The 17,261-nt window shown below is 68.4% G+C and carries 11 protein-coding genes and 1 pseudogene; 4 read left to right on the plus strand and 8 right to left on the minus strand.

Annotated elements, in window-relative coordinates:
• Positions 1 to 269 precede the first annotated feature (269 nt).
• The 3 genes from BUE39_RS09275 (at position 270) to BUE39_RS09285 (ending at position 6,780) form a co-directional block, all read left to right on the plus strand.
• Entirely contained in the window at positions 270 to 3,701 is a 3,432-nt protein-coding gene (locus BUE39_RS09275; RefSeq protein ID WP_073428350.1) for an autotransporter, read from the plus strand.
• Positions 3,702 to 5,528: 1,827 nt separating this feature from the next.
• The gene (locus tag BUE39_RS34115; RefSeq protein ID WP_143031919.1) at positions 5,529 to 5,711 is read left to right on the plus strand and encodes a hypothetical protein; all 183 of its coding nucleotides are present in this window, start codon (positions 5,529 to 5,531) and stop codon (positions 5,709 to 5,711) included.
• A gap of 106 nt (positions 5,712 to 5,817) precedes the next feature.
• Positions 5,818 to 6,780 carry an alpha/beta hydrolase gene (locus BUE39_RS09285; RefSeq protein ID WP_073428352.1) on the plus strand — a complete coding sequence of 321 codons (963 nt, stop codon included), beginning with the start codon at positions 5,818 to 5,820 and terminating at the stop codon, positions 6,778 to 6,780.
• A gap of 606 nt (positions 6,781 to 7,386) precedes the next feature.
• Here BUE39_RS09285 and BUE39_RS09290 read toward each other — a convergent pair.
• A pseudogene (locus tag BUE39_RS09290) lies at positions 7,387 to 7,833 on the minus strand (lytic transglycosylase domain-containing protein); the annotation flags it as partial.
• Positions 7,834 to 8,234: 401 nt separating this feature from the next.
• Here BUE39_RS09290 and BUE39_RS09295 point away from each other — a divergent pair.
• A complete protein-coding gene (locus tag BUE39_RS09295; RefSeq protein ID WP_073428353.1) occupies positions 8,235 to 9,134 on the plus strand; it encodes a helix-turn-helix transcriptional regulator in 900 nt (299 codons plus the stop codon).
• Positions 9,135 to 9,155: 21 nt separating this feature from the next.
• On the opposite strand, the gene BUE39_RS09300 is transcribed toward BUE39_RS09295, so the two are convergent.
• The 7 genes from BUE39_RS09300 to BUE39_RS09330 form a co-directional block, all read right to left on the minus strand.
• Positions 9,156 to 10,025, minus strand: coding sequence for a helix-turn-helix transcriptional regulator (locus tag BUE39_RS09300; RefSeq protein ID WP_073428354.1), 870 nt, complete (start codon positions 10,023 to 10,025; stop codon positions 9,156 to 9,158).
• A 652-nt stretch (positions 10,026 to 10,677) separates the two neighbouring features.
• Positions 10,678 to 11,307: an ANTAR domain-containing response regulator gene (locus tag BUE39_RS09305; RefSeq protein WP_073428355.1), complete on the minus strand. Its 630-nt coding sequence runs from the start codon at positions 11,305 to 11,307 to the stop codon at positions 10,678 to 10,680.
• Positions 11,304 to 12,476: a transporter substrate-binding domain-containing protein gene (locus BUE39_RS09310; protein WP_073428356.1), complete on the minus strand. Its 1,173-nt coding sequence runs from the start codon at positions 12,474 to 12,476 to the stop codon at positions 11,304 to 11,306. Before BUE39_RS09310 ends, BUE39_RS09305 begins: the two co-directional genes overlap by 4 nt.
• A gap of 29 nt (positions 12,477 to 12,505) precedes the next feature.
• Positions 12,506 to 13,822, minus strand: coding sequence for an amidase (locus tag BUE39_RS09315; RefSeq protein WP_073428357.1), 1,317 nt, complete (start codon positions 13,820 to 13,822; stop codon positions 12,506 to 12,508).
• A 19-nt stretch (positions 13,823 to 13,841) separates the two neighbouring features.
• Positions 13,842 to 14,549: a branched-chain amino acid ABC transporter ATP-binding protein gene (locus BUE39_RS09320; protein WP_073428358.1), complete on the minus strand. Its 708-nt coding sequence runs from the start codon at positions 14,547 to 14,549 to the stop codon at positions 13,842 to 13,844.
• A complete protein-coding gene (locus BUE39_RS09325) occupies positions 14,546 to 16,411 on the minus strand; it encodes an ABC transporter permease subunit (RefSeq protein ID WP_073428359.1) in 1,866 nt (621 codons plus the stop codon). The genes BUE39_RS09320 and BUE39_RS09325 overlap by 4 nt, the downstream gene beginning before the upstream one ends.
• Positions 16,404 to 17,237 carry a branched-chain amino acid ABC transporter permease gene (locus BUE39_RS09330; RefSeq protein WP_073428360.1) on the minus strand — a complete coding sequence of 278 codons (834 nt, stop codon included), beginning with the start codon at positions 17,235 to 17,237 and terminating at the stop codon, positions 16,404 to 16,406. The genes BUE39_RS09325 and BUE39_RS09330 overlap by 8 nt, the downstream gene beginning before the upstream one ends.
• Between the last annotated feature and the right edge of the window lie 24 nt (positions 17,238 to 17,261).

The following is a 17,261-nucleotide window of genomic DNA, read 5'->3' on the forward strand; positions in this document are numbered from 1 at the left end:
GAAAATCGCCGGCCCGCTGCCCCCTCATCGCAGCGCGCCGCGACGGAATGCTCGCCACGGCGCTTCGTCTTTCAGCGCATGCATTCGGATCGCCTCGCCCAGGAGACAGTTATCGGCCGGCAGCCCCCTCATCGCAGTTCACCGCAACGGAGCGCTCGCCCCAGCGCTTCGCATTTCAGCGCATACATTCGGATCGCCCCGCACCCCGCAAAACGGCATGACACATTCGAAGACGATAGTGCAACGCGGCTCCCTCCTACCGCGTCGTCATGTCCCGTCATCGCCGTATCGATGTTTCGCCTGTCCCGCACCTGAGCGAGGCCGCAGCCGACGCACCCGCCCCGGTCACGGCCGAAACGGTCAAGCCGACGCCGCGCGGATGGTCCGGCTGGCTGCGCGCCGCGTTGCCGCGTCCGGCGCGGATGACCGGCGCCCGCCGCGTCGAGTTCAGCACCGCGCTGTTTCAGCACAGCACCCACGGACGCTCATCCGGACCGGAACATCATGCGGACGGCGACAGCCGTTTCCCGCCCGCCGGCAAGAGCCGACATGCGCGACGCGAAACGAGCCCGTTCGCGGCCGCCGCGCACGTGACGGCGCCCGCAACGGTGTCGCCGTCCGCATCGAGCGAAACATGCGGGCAGGCAGCCGACCCGCCCGCGCGGGAAGCCGCCGCGTCATGGCGCGCGACGCCGCTCGACGCGATCGTCTCGCGTGACGACCTCGCCGCCTACGTGCAACAGCAATTCACGGACGGCGCGCCGGACCACGCCGGCGAAGCCCACGCACTCGCCGCCCGGCTGCACGATTTGTGCCGCTCGAAAACGTCGCCCGCCGAGCATGCCGCCGCGGCGGTCCTATCCGGACGGCATGCGCGCCCGCCCGAAGCGACCGACGGCGGCTACCCGGACGCGCTCGCGGCATCCCGCGGCGCGTTGCTTGCGCAGGCGCTCAAGCTGGCCGGCGTGACGGATCTCCGCGCCGCGCCTATCGCTTTGCAACGCATCGGCATGCTCGACTTCACGGCGCCGCGCCGTCGTCGTTCAGATGACCCGGCAGAGTGCGAAGCCTGGCGCGCCGCGCGCCTGCTCGCGCGCTCCGGTGTCGGGCGCGAGGTGCTCGACGCCTTGCGCGCAGCGACTCCCCAGACTCCACCGACTCACCACGACGAGCTGCACCGCTTCGGCGTCGAAGCGCTGCTGACGAGCTGCGACGCGCTCGATCCGGCCCGCCACGCCGATCCCCACGCCAGGCCCGATGGCGCGCCAGGCGCCGTCGCCGCGCGCGCGGGGCTGGTCGCGAACCCGCCGCTCACCGCGGACGAGCCCGGCGTCACGGCGCTCGCCAAGCGCGCGTTCGACGCCGCCGCGACCCTGCTCGAACACGGCCGCGACGCGTTGACGCCCGACCAGAAAGGCGCCCTCTTCGCGTGGCGGCAAGCGTTCACCGAAGACGGCCGGCACACCGATCTGTCGCAGGCCAGGCAGCGTCTCGGGCGGTTCGCGGGCAAGACCATTGCGCGAGTCGGCGAAAAGCGCTGGAAGACGCTGCTGCCGCGCATGTTTCGCGGCAAGCACGGTTCGCCGCTGTCCGCGCTGCGCTTCGGCACGCAGGGCGTGCCGCGCAAGACGATCGCGCAGGAGCGCGCGAAGCTGCGCGACACCTTGCAGGCGGCGTTGGCGCAACTCAAGCGCAATCCGGCGATGGACCCGCGCGCTGCGCTCGCTCACGCACGGCCCGAGGCATCGCTGGCGGAACTCGCGGCGCTGCATGTGTGGCTGGAGCGCGGCGGCTTTCCGCCCGGCCGTCTCAGCGACGCGACGCTGCGCGCGATCGCCGAGCGGGCTCACCAGATGGCGGATGAAGCGACGCGGTTGCACGATCCCACGGCGTCGCCGCCCTCGCCTGCCGCCGGCGTCAAGGTGCCGCGCCGCATCCGTGCCCGCGTGCGCGCGACCACCGCGCACTGGCTCGAGATGACGCCGCAGGAACTCGCCAGGACCAAACCATTCCGGTCGATCGCCAAACGGCCGTTCACCGTCGAGCGGCTCGCGGTGTGGGGCAAGGTCGCCCATGTGCCGCACGACGCGCCGTTCTGGAACACGGTCGACGAACTGCGCGCGCTCGTCCGGCACGACGGCGCGTCGAGACCGGCGGACAACGTCGACGACGTTCGCCAGACGCTGCTCGACGTGGTGAGCAATCTGCAGTCGGGGCAGCGTCTGCGGCTCACGGACGGCGGTCGCCAGGGGCTCAGCACGCGCGGCCTGAACGTGACGGTGGAGACGCTGCTGAAAGGGCACGCGGTGCCGGTGTCGCCGCGCGTGGACCTGCGCGCGTCGCGTACCCGCGAGGCCGTCGTCGAGGTGAGCCGTTCGACGCACGGCGTGTCGCTGTTCGTCGGCACGTCGAAGTCGAGCATGCATCACGTCGGCGCCGGCCTGCTGGTCGGCTATGACATCGAGACGGCGCTGACCACCGTGCGCGCGGGCCTCGTCACGAACGTGATCCTGCATGCGCGCGAGTTGTCGGAGCCGCGCGGCGTGTCGCTCAGGGTGGCGCGCCGGCTGCGGCCGGACGGGACCGGTTACGACGACGATGCGATGCGCGCGAAACTCGCGGCGCTGGTCGGGCATCTGTTCGACGAAGCGGCCGGCGCGCACGACGACGGGCCGGCCGGCGTGTGGAACCGCCTCGCACAGCGCTACTGGGACGACCCCGACGTGTCGCTCAGCTGGACCGACGGCCACGCGAGCAACCGGCGCCGCGGCGCCACGCTCGACGTGAACGCAACGGTCAAGGTGGCGAGCCTCGGCGGCGAAGCCGCGCGCGATCCGCACACGGGCAAAAGCGTGCGGCATCTATCGGCGCGCGCCGGTCCGTCGGCGGGCGGCGGCTGGGAACGCTCGCGGCAGAAGGCCGATATCGTGGAGCGCAGCGGCCGTGTGCGGATCGACGAACATCGGGTCGGGCTCGGCAGCCAATGGCAGGTGCGCGGGGCCATCGCGCCGGGCTTTTCGCATCCAGTGGGCGCGGACGGCCGGCGCTCGGTCGGGCTGTTCTCGATCGACGCGCCGGCCGCGACGATGACGCTGCGCGAACGCAACCGCTCGGCCAAACGGCTGCTGGTGCGCGAGGACGGCAGGCTCAGTCATCGCGGCTGCATCCTCGACGTCGAATATCTCGACGCCCGCACGTACACCCGCGCCGTCGACGAGGCGCGCGCCGAACTGGTCGCCCTGTTCGCGGCGCCGATCATCGCGCGACGCCGCAAGGAAGGACCGCCATCGCGCGGCCGTCACGCGCGGCCCGAGCCCGCGCCGGAAGTGCTGGCCGCGCAACGCATCGACACGCATCTGGCGGCCGTGCGCCGGAACCAGCGGGCGAACCTGACCTATGTGCGGCGCTACCGGCTGCGCCGGTACGCCGCGCTGCGGCTCGACGCCAACACCGCGACGCTCGATCAGTCGGGCGACGATCCGCAACTGAAGGAGCGCATCGACGCGGCCAATGCCAGGATTCTCGACGACCCGGCGTCATGGATGCCCATCGAACTGAAGGTGAAGGAGCGCAACGCCAATGCCCGCAGCTTCGGGCCGAACGTGGTGCTGCAACTCACCACGCGCATGGGCGCGGTCGGCGATCGCGAGATCGTCACCGAGGGGGTGCCGTTTAGTGTGCTTGAAGCGCTGGACCGGTAGGAATTGGGCGTTGGTCGGGGCGCTTCGTGACCGAGGGGTGCCGTTTAGCGTGCTTGAAGCGTTGGACCAGCGGGCGGCGGTCCTTGACCGACGCGCTTCGCGACCGAGGGGGGGCCGTTCTGCGTGCTCGAAGCGTTGGATCCGTGGGAGTCGGTCGTTGGCCGGGGCGCTTCGTGACCGAGGGCTTGCCGTTCTGCGTGCTCGAAGCACTGAACCGGTAGGCGCCGCTCATTGGCCGGCGCACTTTCGCGGGCCGCGCGGTTCGCTCGACCGGCGCGGGGTTCGCATCGTCGACACGACGCCGTGCGCCGCTCGCCACAATCGCCAGATTGAGCCGCTCTGGCGGCGCGGGAGAAATCATGTCCACTCCAGTCGGCGACGGCTCGCAAGCACGCGGGTCTCATTGGTCGCAAGGGCCTCAGATGCCCCAAGGGCCGCAGGGACCTCAGGCTCCGCATGGTCCGCATGGACCCTATGGTCCGCACAATCCGGGCGCGCAGCCGGGCGGCGCTCAGCCACGGCCGTCGGCGGGTGCGCGGTTGGACAGTCTTTTGGGCGCGATACGCGCTCGCGCCGCAGGCGCGGGGCAACAGGCCCAGTGGGGGCCGCCGCATCCGCCCGGTGGCGCGGGCGTCCCGCCTCCGGGCGGTATGGGCGCGCAGCAGCCCGGCATGGGCGGTGCGCCGCATCCGGGGGGCGCAGCGGGCGCAACGGGTGCTCCGCCTCCGGGCGGTGCCGGTGCGCCGCAATACGGTGTGGGTGGCGCGCCGCCTCCCGGTGGTCCCGGTGCGGGTCCGTGGAACGCCGGCGCGGCAGGTGGTCAGAACTCCGGCTATCCAGGCGCGCAGTACGGCGGTAACGCGTCGGGTCCCTGGCAGTCGGGCCCTTACGCGCAGCAATACTCGGCCATGGTTCAACCGCAATCCGGGCGACGGAGCTATCGGCCTCTTGCCGCGGTCGCCGGATTTGTTGGCGTTTCATTGCTGTCATTCGGACTAGCGGGCGGTGGCATGGGCTCGTTGGCGATGATCGGGATCATGGGCCTCGGCGCATGGGGTTACTGGAAACAGCACAAGTCGATGGCGCAACGCAGTGATGCCAACGCCTATGGTCCGCGATACGGGGGGTACGGCCAGTGGCAACCGCCCCCTAATGGCGCGCAGCAACAGCAGGGATGGCAATCCGGTGGATGGCAACAGCCGCAGCAGGCGCAACCGCCGTATGGTGCGCCGCAGCCGCAGCCGCAGCCGCCGGCGCAAGCGCCCGCGGGTGCGCCCGCTTCGTGGCCGCAGGCGCAGCCGCCGTATGGCGCACAGCAACCACCAGCCCAGCCGTCCTCGGGCACATCCGCTTCGTGGCGGCAGCCACAGCCGCCCGCGCAGCCGCCCTATGCCCCTCCGCAACCGCCAGCCCAACCGCCCTCGGGCACGCCCGCTTCGTGGCGGCAGCCACAGCCGCAGCCGCCGTATGCCCCTCCGCAACCGCCAGCCCAACCGCCCTCGGGCACGCCCGCTTCGTGGCAGCAGCCACAGCCGCAGCCGCCGTATGCCCCTCCGCAACCACCAGCCCAACCGCCCTCGGGCACGCCCGCTTCGTGGCGGCAGCCACAGCCGCAGCCGCCGTATGTCCCTCCGCAGCCACCGGCCCAAGCGTCCTCGGGTGCCTCCGCTCCGTGGCCGCGGCCACAACCGCAGCCGCCCACGCAGTCACCGTATGGCATGCCGCAACCGCCTTCCCCGCAGCCCTGGGGGACTTCCCAATCGATGCCAATGCGAGGTTCCCCGCCGGTCCCGCCATCGCAGACACCGCCGCCACACGTGGTGCGTCTTGAACGTCTCGACCAGCCGCCACGGCCCGCTCCACCTGTGGAAAGGCTCGCGATCGAAGCCGCTCCCGCCAGCCCGCCGCGCGCCAATCACGATGACGATGACGATCACGGCGACGATCCGCCACCACGCGCATGAGCCTCACCCGGACGCCGCCATGAACCCGCGCATCGTCCGCATCTGATGCCGATGCTTGCCGGTTCGCGAAATCGCATGCGATTTCGCGGGCGGCGATCCCGCGCGTTTGCCGCCCGCTACGCTGAAATCCGGCCAACGCTATTCACATCGCCATGTCGCTTGCCCCCAGCGTGCAGCAGTTCCTCGCGCGGCGCATGAGCGCCGGCGCGCAAAACATCGACGCCATCGAGCTGCGCGATGCGCGCCAACGGTTCGACTACTACACGCCGCTCGGCGACGTGGCGCCGCGTCCGCTCGCGGCGATCGAGGACCTGACGATCGACACGCGTGACCACGCGTCGCTCGACGCGCGCGTCTACTATCCCGCGCCCGCGTGCTGGGCCGATCCGCAGCCGGCGCTGCTGTTCTTCCATTCGGGCGGCTATGTGGTCGGCAGCGTCGCGGCCTCGGATGCGTTGTGCCGCATGCTCGCCGCCGACACCGGTTGCGCGGTGGTGTCGGTCGGCTATCGGCTGGCGCCCGAGTACCGCTTTCCCTATGCGGTCAACGACGCGATCGACGCACTGCGCTGGCTGCATCGGCAGGCTGCATCGCTCGCGATCGACGCCACGCGGCTCGCCGTCGGCGGCGAGAGTTCCGGCGCCACGCTCGCCACCGTTTGCGCATTCAGCGCGCGCGATGCCGGCATACCGCTCGCGCTGCAACTGCTGATCTACCCGGCGGTCTCGGGCGGCATGGACACCGCGGCGCATCGCCTTTACGGCGACGGCTATTTTCTGTCGCTCGATGTGATCCGCTGGATTCAGAGCCACTATCTCGCGAGCGCCGATGATCGCCGCGACTGGCGCTTCGCGCCGCTCGACGGCGATCGCGAGGCGCCGGCGGACTGGCGCGGTCTCGCGCCGGCGTGGATCGTGTCGGCGCAGTACGACCCGCTGCAGGACGAGCACGCGCGCTACGCGGAAAAGCTCGAGCTGCATGGCAACCGGGCGGAGGTGGTGTATTACCCCGGCATGATCCATGGCTTCTTTTCGATGGGCGGGATGATCCCCGAAGCGGCGCTCGCGCATCGCGACGCGGCCCGTGTGTTGCGGACCGCGCTGCGGCTGCCTTGACGTCCTAATGCGTTGACGGGCGAACGCTCTAGCGCCTGGCGCGCGCGGTTCGGGCGAAGCCGCCCGCATTTCGCGTCATTCGCCGCGTCCGCACGCCGGGCGCATCACGCCGCCGTCGGCGTGCCGGGTTTGCTTCGTGCCCACCTGAGCAGAGGGCATGTCACGCAAGGTCGCGGACACCCGCTCCCGTGTGCGGCGGACCGCGCTGCGGCTGCTTGACGCCCTAATGCGTTGACAGGCTAACGCTCTAGCGCCTGGCGCGCACGGTTCGGGCGAAGCTGCCCGCATTTCGCGTCATTCGCCGCGTCCGCACGCCGGGCGCATCACGTCGCCGTCGGCGCGCCGGGTTTGCTTCGTGCCCACCTGAGCAGCGGGCATGTCACGCGACGTCGCGGACACCCGCTCGAAACCCTCGGACACGGCCCGCTCGTCGCCGCGCATGCTCTGCTTCATACCTGCCTGAGCAGCGGGCGTGCCGCGCGAGGTCGCGGACACCCGCTCGAAACCCGCAGACACAGCCCGCTCGTCGCCGCGCACGCTCTGCTTCACACCCGTCTGAGCAGCGCGCATGTCGCGCGGCGTCGCGGACACCCCTTCGATGCCCGCGGACGCGGCCCGCTCGTCGGGCAGCATGTTCCAGCGGCGCAGGATCGCGGCGATCTGCCTCGCGTAGCCGTCGCGCAGCGCGGGCGTGGCCGAGTGATAGGCGCCCACCGCGGCCCAGGTATTGCCGTACTTCACGATCTGCCGCCGCAACTGCCACGCCGCGATGTAGATGTTCTTGCACGGCGACATCAACGCATCGCGCGCGATGCCGTAGCGCGACAGCGTGGCGAGGTGGATCGAATTGATCTGCATCACGCCGTAATCGGTCGAGCCGTTCGCGTTCAGATGGGTCGCGCCGGGCTGGTTGCGCGACTCCTGCCACGCGATCGCGCGCAGGATCAGCGGGTTGACGTGCTGATACGCGGCGGCATCGTCGAAACAGTTCGCGCGGGCCGGCAGCGCCGCGCCCGATCCGCAGACGAGCGCGGCGATCACGCACGCCCGCAGGCGCGCGACGCAGCACACGCGCGTGCGATACGAGCCGCCACGTTGTTCGTGCCGGGACAGGGGATGAAAAGGCGCCACGATGATAGGCCGGATCATGCGGATAGCGGGCATGCGAGTCGTTCTGGTCTCGCATGATGCGCGAAGCCGCGCAACAAGAAACGGCGCACGCGAACACGTGTGCCTCCAATGCGAAGCAGGACTCGACGGCACGTTCACGGGCCGCTTCATCGTGCGTATGATTCCATCGCCACGCTCACGCGAAACGCGTCGCCGGCTACCCGCGACGATCATCGCGCCGGCGCGCGACACGCCGCGAGCAGCACGCGACGCAGGCCATCACTTCCCTGCAAAAACGGGCGCCTGGCCGGCGCACATCGACGGCCATCCGACGAGGTCATCGCATGAATCAGAACATGGAGCGCGATGCCGCCGCGGGCGACGCGATCACGCCTACGCTTTTCGACATCGACGACGTCGTGGTCGATCCGGAAACCGTGGCGTCCACCGCCTTCGTCGCGCCGGGCGCGACGCTCGCTTCGCTCGCGCACGAACTCGCCACCGCGGCCGATGGCGCGACGCGGCGCGCATTGATGGACGCGGCGCTTGCGCGCGCCGGGTTCGACTCGCTGTGCTATGTGCGAATGCTGCGCATCGGCGAGCAGGTCACGCAAGCCGCGTGGCTGGAGAGCTACTCGCCCACCGGCTGGGCAAGCCGCTACTGCCGCGAGAATTTTTTCGCGGTCGATCCACGCATGGCGACCGCTTGCCACGTCGAGTGGCCGTTCACGTGGGACATGAAACGGCTCGCCGAAGCCGCGGCCACCACGCGCAACGCAGCGGCGACACGGCGCTTCGCGGATGCCGCAATCGACGCGGGTCTGCGCAGCGGCGTGTGCCTCGGCATCGTCACCGCCAACCGGTTCGAGCGATGCGTCGTCGCCTTGTCGGGCGCGCAGCCGGCCGACGCCTGGAAAGACTCGAACGCCGGGACCGCCATCGGCGCCGCCTATGCGTTGGCGGTCGGCGTCCATACCCTCGTCGACGCCTACGCGAGCCGGCTGCTGCCGCGCTATCACGCGAACGATCTCAGCGAAATCCAGCGCGCGGTGCTGCGCGATATCGGCCACGGCAAAAACGATCGCGAGATCGCCGCCGCTCTCAAGCTTGCTCCGCGCTGCGTAGCGCAACATGTTCGCGAGTTGCAGGCGCGCTATCACGCGCGAAACCGGACCCAGCTTGCCTACGTCGCGGGCGGCATCCTGAACGGCCAGGCGAGTGATGCGCCGACGCGCCAAACCTGAGCGGCGGCCCCCTTCGCCCCTCTAGCGCAAACCCATGCTGCCGGCGATGAACGCCAGTTCGGCGCGAGTCGTCGCGCGGTATTTCCGGCGCAGCGCACGCAGGTGATAGTCGACCCGGTGTTCGCTCGTGCGCAGCCGCAGCGCGATCTCCCGATTGCCGAGGCCGCTCACGACGCCCATCAGGATGCGCGCCTCCGTATCCGACAGCGCGGCCGGATCGCCGGGCCGCGCGCGGTGCAGCGAGAGACCGATCGTGAGCGCCTGGGCGAGGACCACGTCGCTGATCCAGTCGGAGCGGCTGCGTCCCGCGCCGAGGCTGACGATCGCCCGCACGTCCCGCGCGCCGGTGGTGAACGCGAACATCACGCCGCTGCCGACCTGCTCGCGCGCGAGTTCGTCGAAGAGGCCGTGCAATTCTTTGGGTGAACCGTTGCGCGACCACGCCTGCGCGAGCCAGCGGCTGTCCCAGACGAGCGGCGCGTTGTGGCGCAATGCCGCGCGCAGTCGTGGATCGTGGAGGTGATAGCCGGCGCGAAAATAAGCGCTGCCCGGATGCGCCGGCACGTCCACCCATTTGGAGGACCAGCGCGCCGCGGCGTCGCCCTCGAACTGAACGAAGCCGTTGGCAAACGACGTGAAGCCGATGATGTTCCACATCGCGCTCGCCATTCGCAGACGCTCCTGTGGATGACCCGCGCCGGCGAGATCGAGGGCGAGCCGGGTGTCGGCGATGCATGAGCCCGGACTGTCGAGGCATGCGTTGCCGTCTTCACGCGAAGCCGGCGGCAGGTCCGCGTCCGCGTCCGTTGCCCGAGCCGAGCGCGCACGCTTGAAGCGCGATGCCTGCGGCGGCGACTCGACCCACGCATGAGCTTTTCCCGATCTGACCATCTTCGCGCTCCTCCGACATCGCGCCCCTCTGTGCGCCCATGTGCGTTGTTGAACGAAAGTGCCGGCGCGCGCGGCGTTCGACGGCGCCGCGATCCGCGCGAGGCGTGAACGGGAATTATGGCAGCGGGGTCGACGGCCGGCTTGCTGGAGATTCGTAGTCGATGCGCATCGGAGGAATGTTCGCAACGGACGGCCGCAAGCGCGGGGCGGGGTCGCGTGCGGCCGCGTTGTGGGTTGGGTTGCGGGTCGCGTGGGTGCGCCGAGTCGTGTACCGCGTCGGTGGGCTGAGTTGCGGGACGAGCTACGTGCCGCGTTGGTGGGTTGAATTGCGAGACGAGTCGCGTGCCGCGTTGGTGGGTTGAGTTGCGCGACGAGCTACGTGCCGTGTCGGTGAGTTGAGTTGCGCGACGAGTCACGTGCCGCGTTGGTGGGCCGAGTTGCGCGACGAGTCACGTGCCGCGTCGGTGGGCCGTGTTGCGCGACGAGTCACGTGCCGCGTGGGTGGGCCGTGTTGCGCGACGAGTCACGTGCCGCGTTGGTGGGCCGTGTTGCGCGACGAGCTACGTGCCGCGCCGGTGGCTTGAGCGCGGATCGAGTTACGCGCCGCGTTGGTCGTTAGAACCGCCGAGTCAGCAATTACCAAACCGCCCCTCTACTGATCCGAAGGCCTCGCTCTTTTGCCAAGCCCCAGCTTGTCCATGGCCTCATGCGCATCGATCACGATCGTGGCGATCTCGCCGACCGTGACCCGAAGTTCCGTGGCGCGCGAGCGCATGTGTTCATACGCTTCGTTTTCGCTCAACCGGTGGGCTTCGATGAGGATGCGAATCGCCCGCTCGATATGACGCCGCGCCTTGATGGCTTCCTCGAGCTTGCCGATCTTGTGGTGCAGCCGCTGCTGATAGCCCGAGGAGGCGCGCGCGAGGACGAGCGTGCTCAGAATCCCGGTGGACCGGTAGGGCTTCGTGATCACGCCGTGCGCCTGCGTATCCAGCAGCATCTTCAACGCGGTCGGATTCTCGTAATCGGACAATGCGATCAAGGTGGCTTGCGTATCGGCGGCGCTCCAGTTTCCCGCGCTGCGCGTTTCCGGGCCGACGAGAAAGAAAATCACGTCGGCATCCGCGGGCAACTGCGAAGGTAACGGCCAAAGCGCGTGGATCAGGCAACCGATCCGGCGCAACTGCTCGACCAGAACGTTGCGGTCGTCGCCGGGAGGATGGATCACCACGACGCGTAGCGTGCGCAGATCGTCGAAGAGCCGGCGAGCGCCCGTGTTCATGCCGGTTCTCCGTCGAGCCAGAATTCCGAAAAACCATACGACGTGAGATAAGGATCGGGCTTGATCGGAGCACGGCCCTCCCACACGATGTCGAACGCGCCGTCCGTCCGGCAGACGGCGATGCGCGGCGTCAGGATCGCGTGATTGTTGGCCCGGTCGATTCTCAGCATGCCCTCCGGCGAATCGAATTCGACGTCATGCACGGCCTCCACCAGCTTGGCCGTATCGAGGCTTCGGGTGCGGGCCAATGCCAGCGCAAAGAGATGCACCTGGTTGTACGCCATCTCCGACCACATGCTGGCGGGCTGGTCACCGAAGCGCGCGCGCCACGACTTCAGGAAGCGCTGGTTGCCCGCGAGGTTCAGCGTGTTCACATAGCTCGCGGAAATGATGTGGCTCGCGCACAGTTCAGGGCCGATCATTCGCGTTTCGCCCTCGGTCATCGTCAGGCTGGCGATCGGCACGCGCGCGGGGTCGATGCCATGTTCGCGATACAGGCGGTAAAAGGCGCGCGCGCCGCGGCCGATCAACGTGGAAAACACCACGTCGGGCTCGACGGCCCGGATCTGCCGCACTACCTCCTCCAGCGCCGCGGGGTCCGCGTCGCTCGGCAGATAGACTTCCTCCACGATTTCGCCGCCATGCTGCTCGACCATGTCGCGCATGATGCGGTTCGATTCGCGCGGGTAAATGTAGTCGGCGCCCACGAGGAAAAAACGGCGGCCGTGATTGCGCAGCAAATATGCGGCAAGCTGCATGCTGTTCTGGTTGGGCACGGCCCCGGTGTAGATCACGTTGGGCGAATACTCGAATCCTTCGTAAATCGAGCAATACCAGAGCAGCGCGTTGTTGCGCTCGATCACCGGCAGCACCGCCTTGCGGCTCGACGATGTGGAACAGCCGAAGATCACCGTCACGTCGTCTTCCTGCAGCATGCGCGAGGCGAGCCGGCGGTATTCGTCGGGATCGCTTTTCGGATCGTAGACAACCGGGTCGAGCATGCGCCCGTCGACGCCGCCCGCCGCGTTGACTTCCTCGATCGCGAGGGCGGTGCCGAAAAAGTGTTCCGACTCCGTCGCCGCGGTTACGCCGCTACGGGAGTACAGCACGCCGATACGCCATCCGGCGTCCGCGGGCAGCGCTCTCGCCGGCTGTTGCTTCGCCTCCATTCGATGTTCTCCTTGCATCGTTAAGTCATTCACCGCGCCGCCGGATCAATCGCAGCCGTGGCGGCTATCGCATGCTCGACGAACGCGGCGGCCTGCAGGCATGCGCGATCGTCCCACGGCCGGCAGATCACCTGCACGCCGATCGGACCGCCTCGCTCGCCCCGCAGCCCCGGCACGTTCACGCAAGGGCATCCGAGCAGCGTCCAGTTGCGATTGAACGCGGGGTCGCCCGTCGATCCGAGCCCGTCGAGCGCTTCGTCGAGCGCTTCGTCGGGCGCGCTCGGCGTCAACAAGGCGGTGACGCCGTCGAACAGTTCGGCAAGCCGCGCCTTTCCCTGCTCCATCAGGACACACGCCTCGGCGTAAGAAGCCACATCGACCGCGGCCGCGCGGTCGAGAAAACCGGCGAGCATCGGCGACAGATCGGCGCGATGGTAATCGTACTCGAAGCCGAGCGCCTGCCACGCTTCGTAACGCTGGATCGTATCGTGCGCCGCGATCAGTTCGCTCATCCACGCGCCGAAGCGCACCTGGCGCACGCGCCCGCCCGCCGCTTCGATTGCCCGCACGGCGGTGTCCAGCACTGCGCCGGCATTCGCCGACGGCTCGGTCCAAGGGTAGTTCAGCGGGACGCCGAACACCGGGCCGGCGCGGCTATCGTCCACGGCGAGCCGCCGGCCGGACAACACCTGCGCCAGGTAAGCCACGTCGCGCACGCCGGCGGCGAACAGACCCACCGTATCGAACGACCACGAGAAGCACTTCATGCCCACGGTAGGCAACATGCCGAACGTAGGCTTGAAGCCGGCAATGCCGCAAAACGACGCGGGCCGGATCGTCGAGCCGCCGGTCTGCGAGCCGATCGCGAACGGCACGATGCCGGCCGCCACCGCCGCCGCCGAGCCGGATGACGATCCGCCCGCGGTGCGTTCGAGGTCGCACGGATTGCGCGTCACGGTGGGCGCCATATAGGCGAACTCGCTCGTGACGGTCTTGCCCACGATGACCGCGCCGTTGCGCCGCAACAGCGTGACGAGCGCGGCGTCGGACTTCGGCTGATGACCTTCGTAGATCGGCGAGCCGTACCGGGTGACGAAGTCGGCGGTGTCGAAGATGTCCTTGACCGCAACCGGCATGCCCGCGAGCGGCCCTTTCGCCGCGACCGCCGCGGCCACCGCGTGCTCGCGGCGACCGACGGCCGTCATCGCTCTGACGGCCGGCTCGGCTTTCTCGATGCGCGCGAACGCTTCGAGCATGACGAGGCCGCGCTCGCGCGGGTCGTTCGCCGTGCGCTCCAGCAGATCCACGCCCGAGAGCGGCCGATAAAACGAATGTGCTGTCATCATGCCCCGAGTATCGTGAAGATCACACGCGCAAGTGTTCGAAGATCGACGCCGCCGCGGTTTCGTCCTTGGCGTCGCCGTGGTCGATGATCTCGCCCTGCTTGAGCACGGTGTACCGGTCGGCCACCTTCAACGCGAACGGAACGTTCTGCTCGATCAGCAGAAGCGTGGTGCCGTGACGGTTGCGCTCCCATAACAGCGCGTCGGCCAGCCGGTCGATCACCGACGGTTGCAAGCCCTCGGTGATTTCATCGAGCAGGATGATCGACGGACGCATCATCAGCGCCCTCGCCACCAGCAGCATCTTCTGCTCGCCCCCTGACAGCGTGCCGGCATACTGGCTCAGACGGCTCTTGAACACCGGGAAAACGGGCTCGATCTCAGCGAAGCGTTCGTCGAACACCGACACTTTGGCAAGCCCCAGGCGCAGGTTGTCGCGGATGCTGAGATCCTGGAACAACGCATGCTCCTGCGGCGCGTAGGCAATGCCCGCGCGCGCGATGCGATGCGGCGGCAGGCGCGTGATGTCTTGCCCATGCACATGCACCGCGCCGCTCTTCTTCGGCAGATAACCCATGATCGTCTTGAGCAGCGTGGTCTTGCCCATGCCGTTCTTGCCGAGCAAGGCGACGGCCTCGCTGTTGGCGACGCTCAACGACAGCTTGCGCAGCACGACCGAGGCCTTGTATCCACTCGTGACGTCCTGCAGATTCAATGCGATCTGGCTCACGAGGCCTCCTGATAGGTAGCGGCGCCGCCGGGCGCGTCGGCCTGCGCGGTTCCGGCATAGATCGTCCTGACCAGTTCCGAATTGACCACTTCGTCGAAGTTGCCTTGCATCACGATCTGCCCTTGATGCAGAACCACGATGCGGGTCGCTATCTCGGCGACGAAATCCAGATCGTGCTCGACCAGCAGGCAGCAGAGCCGATACTGATGCGCCAGCGCGGCCAGCACGTTGCCGATCTGCGTGCGCTCGGTTTTGGTGAGCCCCGCTGTCGGTTCGTCGAGCAGCACGATCCGCGGTTCGAGCGCGAGCACCATCGCCAGTTCCAGTGCCTGCTGTTCGCCGTGCGACAGATCCTTCGCCACCGCGCTCAGCTTCCGGTCGAGGCTGGTGGTGCGGACCACCTCCAGCGCATACGGCGGCAAGGCGAGCGTGGCCGACTGTCTGAAGAGCGACGGCGGCTCGATGATCGTCCCCGCGATTCGCAAGCATTCGGCCACCGTGAGCGTTTCGAAGATGTTCGCGTTCTGGAACTTGCGGCCCAGGCCGAAATGCACGCAGCGATCCGGCGGCAGTTGCCGGATATCGTGACCGCACAGCACGACCGTACCGGCGGAGCGTTCCGCGCCGTCGCTCATGCATCGCATCAGCGTGGTCTTGCCGGCGCCGTTCGGACCGATCAGGCCGACCAGCTCGCCGGCGTCGGCGTTCAGGTCGATGCCTTGCAGCACCTTGAGATTGCCGAAATGCCGGGCGACGCCCTCCATTTGCAGCGCGGGCGGAGATGCCGCCGCACGCCCATGCTCCGCCCGCATCACCCGTTCGACCAGTTCCGGTTCGGCGCCGTTGCCGCCCAGATGACGGAACGGTTTCAGAAGCAGCGGCATGAGACCTTGCGGCAGCAGGACGATCACCGCGACGAAGGCGGCGCCGAGTATCAGTTGCCACGCAAAGGGCATGAAGCCGCTGAGATAGGCCGTCCCCACGTTGATCAGCAGCGCGCCGATCACGGGCCCCCACAGCGTCCCCCGGCCGCCGAGCGCAACCCAGATGATGAGTTGCGTACCCAGCACGAAGCCGGTCAGCTCGGGCGCGACCACGCCGCTGAACGAGCCATAGCCGAAGCCCGCAAGGCCCGCGACGGCGGCGGTCGCCACCAGCAGAACGATCTTGACCCGCGACGTATTGATGCCGAGGTACGAACAGCGCGATTCGTTGTCGCGAATGGCCGCGAGCACGCGGCCGCCGTCGCTGCGCACGAATAGCCAGGCCAGCAGGGCGACAACCGCGAGCGCCGCTCCGGCGATCCAGTACCAGGCCTCCAGAGAAAGATCGAAGGTCGGGTAGCCGGTCAGCCCCGAACTCGAACCCGTCCATTCCCCACCCGAGAGCAGCAGTTGGCTGAGGACGATCGGCAAGACCAGCGACATCACCGTCGCGAAGAACGGCGAGGCGCCCCGGTAGAACGAGAGCCAGCCAAGCAGTCCGGCGACGCCCGCGCTCACCGCGACGGCCGCGCCCAGCGCCAACGCCACATAACCGGCGGAGAAGCCGCCGTGCGTGAAGACGAGGCCCGCCGCATACGCGCCGAGACCGAAGAAGGCCGATTGCCCGAACGTCAGATAGCCGGTGTATCCCCAAAGAATGTCCACCGTCACGGCGACGATCGAGAAAAAGAATGCCTGAATCAGCACGTTCAGCAGATAGGAGCCGAACAGCCACGGACCCGCGGCCATCAGCAGAACGCCGATACCGCCGAGCACGACGAGTCCCCTGCCCTGCGCGTTGCGCCGGTCGCGCACCGGCTTGCCGGTCCGTGCCGGATCACCGCCGACATGATTGAGCGATGCGTTCACTTTAGCCATGAGAGAACCCCTTCGGACGGGCACGCAGCGTGAGCGCCGCCAGCACGGCGATGGTCAACCCACCGAGCACCGGACTGACGAACGTGCTGACCAGCACCTGGCAAGCGCCGAACACGAGGCACGTGAACAGCAGGCTCAGCATCGAGTGCCCGGACACCATCACCAGCATGAAAGCGCTCACCAGCCACGGCAGCCCCATGTCGGGATCGACGCTCGACAGCGGCGTGATGAGCGTGCCCGCGAGCGAGCCCAGGGCCGCGCCGAGACTGAACGTGATGAAGCGGATACGGCCCGAGTGAATGCCGAGCCCGCGCGCCAGGTCCTCGTTCATGATCACCGCACGGGTCTTGACGCCGAAGCGGGTGCCCGTGAGCAGCGCCGTCATGAGCGCGCATAGGCCGAGCGCAACGGGTATCAGCAACAGGCGATAGGCGGAATACTCGGTCCCCGCGATGGAAAAGACGCCTTTCAGCGGTGTTTCCACGAACTGGACCTCGCGGCCGAACGCCATCACGATGATCTGTCCGATGACGATGCCGAGCCCCCACGTGGCGAGGATCGCGTCGAGCGGCCGCTTATAGAGAGGCCGCACGATCACCAGTTCGACCAGCATGCCGACCGCGGTGCCGATCACGATCGCCAGCGGCACGCCGATCCACGGATCAAGCTTCAGTTGCGTGATCACGAAGCTCGCGTACGCGCCCATCGTGAGCAACGCGCCGTGAGCGAAGTTGACGATTTTCATCACGCCGAAAATGACCATCAACCCGGCGGTCACGATGAACAGCACCGCCGCGGTTGTCAAAACATCCAATACCAGAACCATTGTCGTCTCCCATCACATCCGCCT

Origin of the sequence: Paraburkholderia terricola (assembly GCF_900142195.1) — a bacterium.
Classification (GTDB): Bacteria; Pseudomonadota; Gammaproteobacteria; order Burkholderiales; family Burkholderiaceae; genus Paraburkholderia; species Paraburkholderia terricola.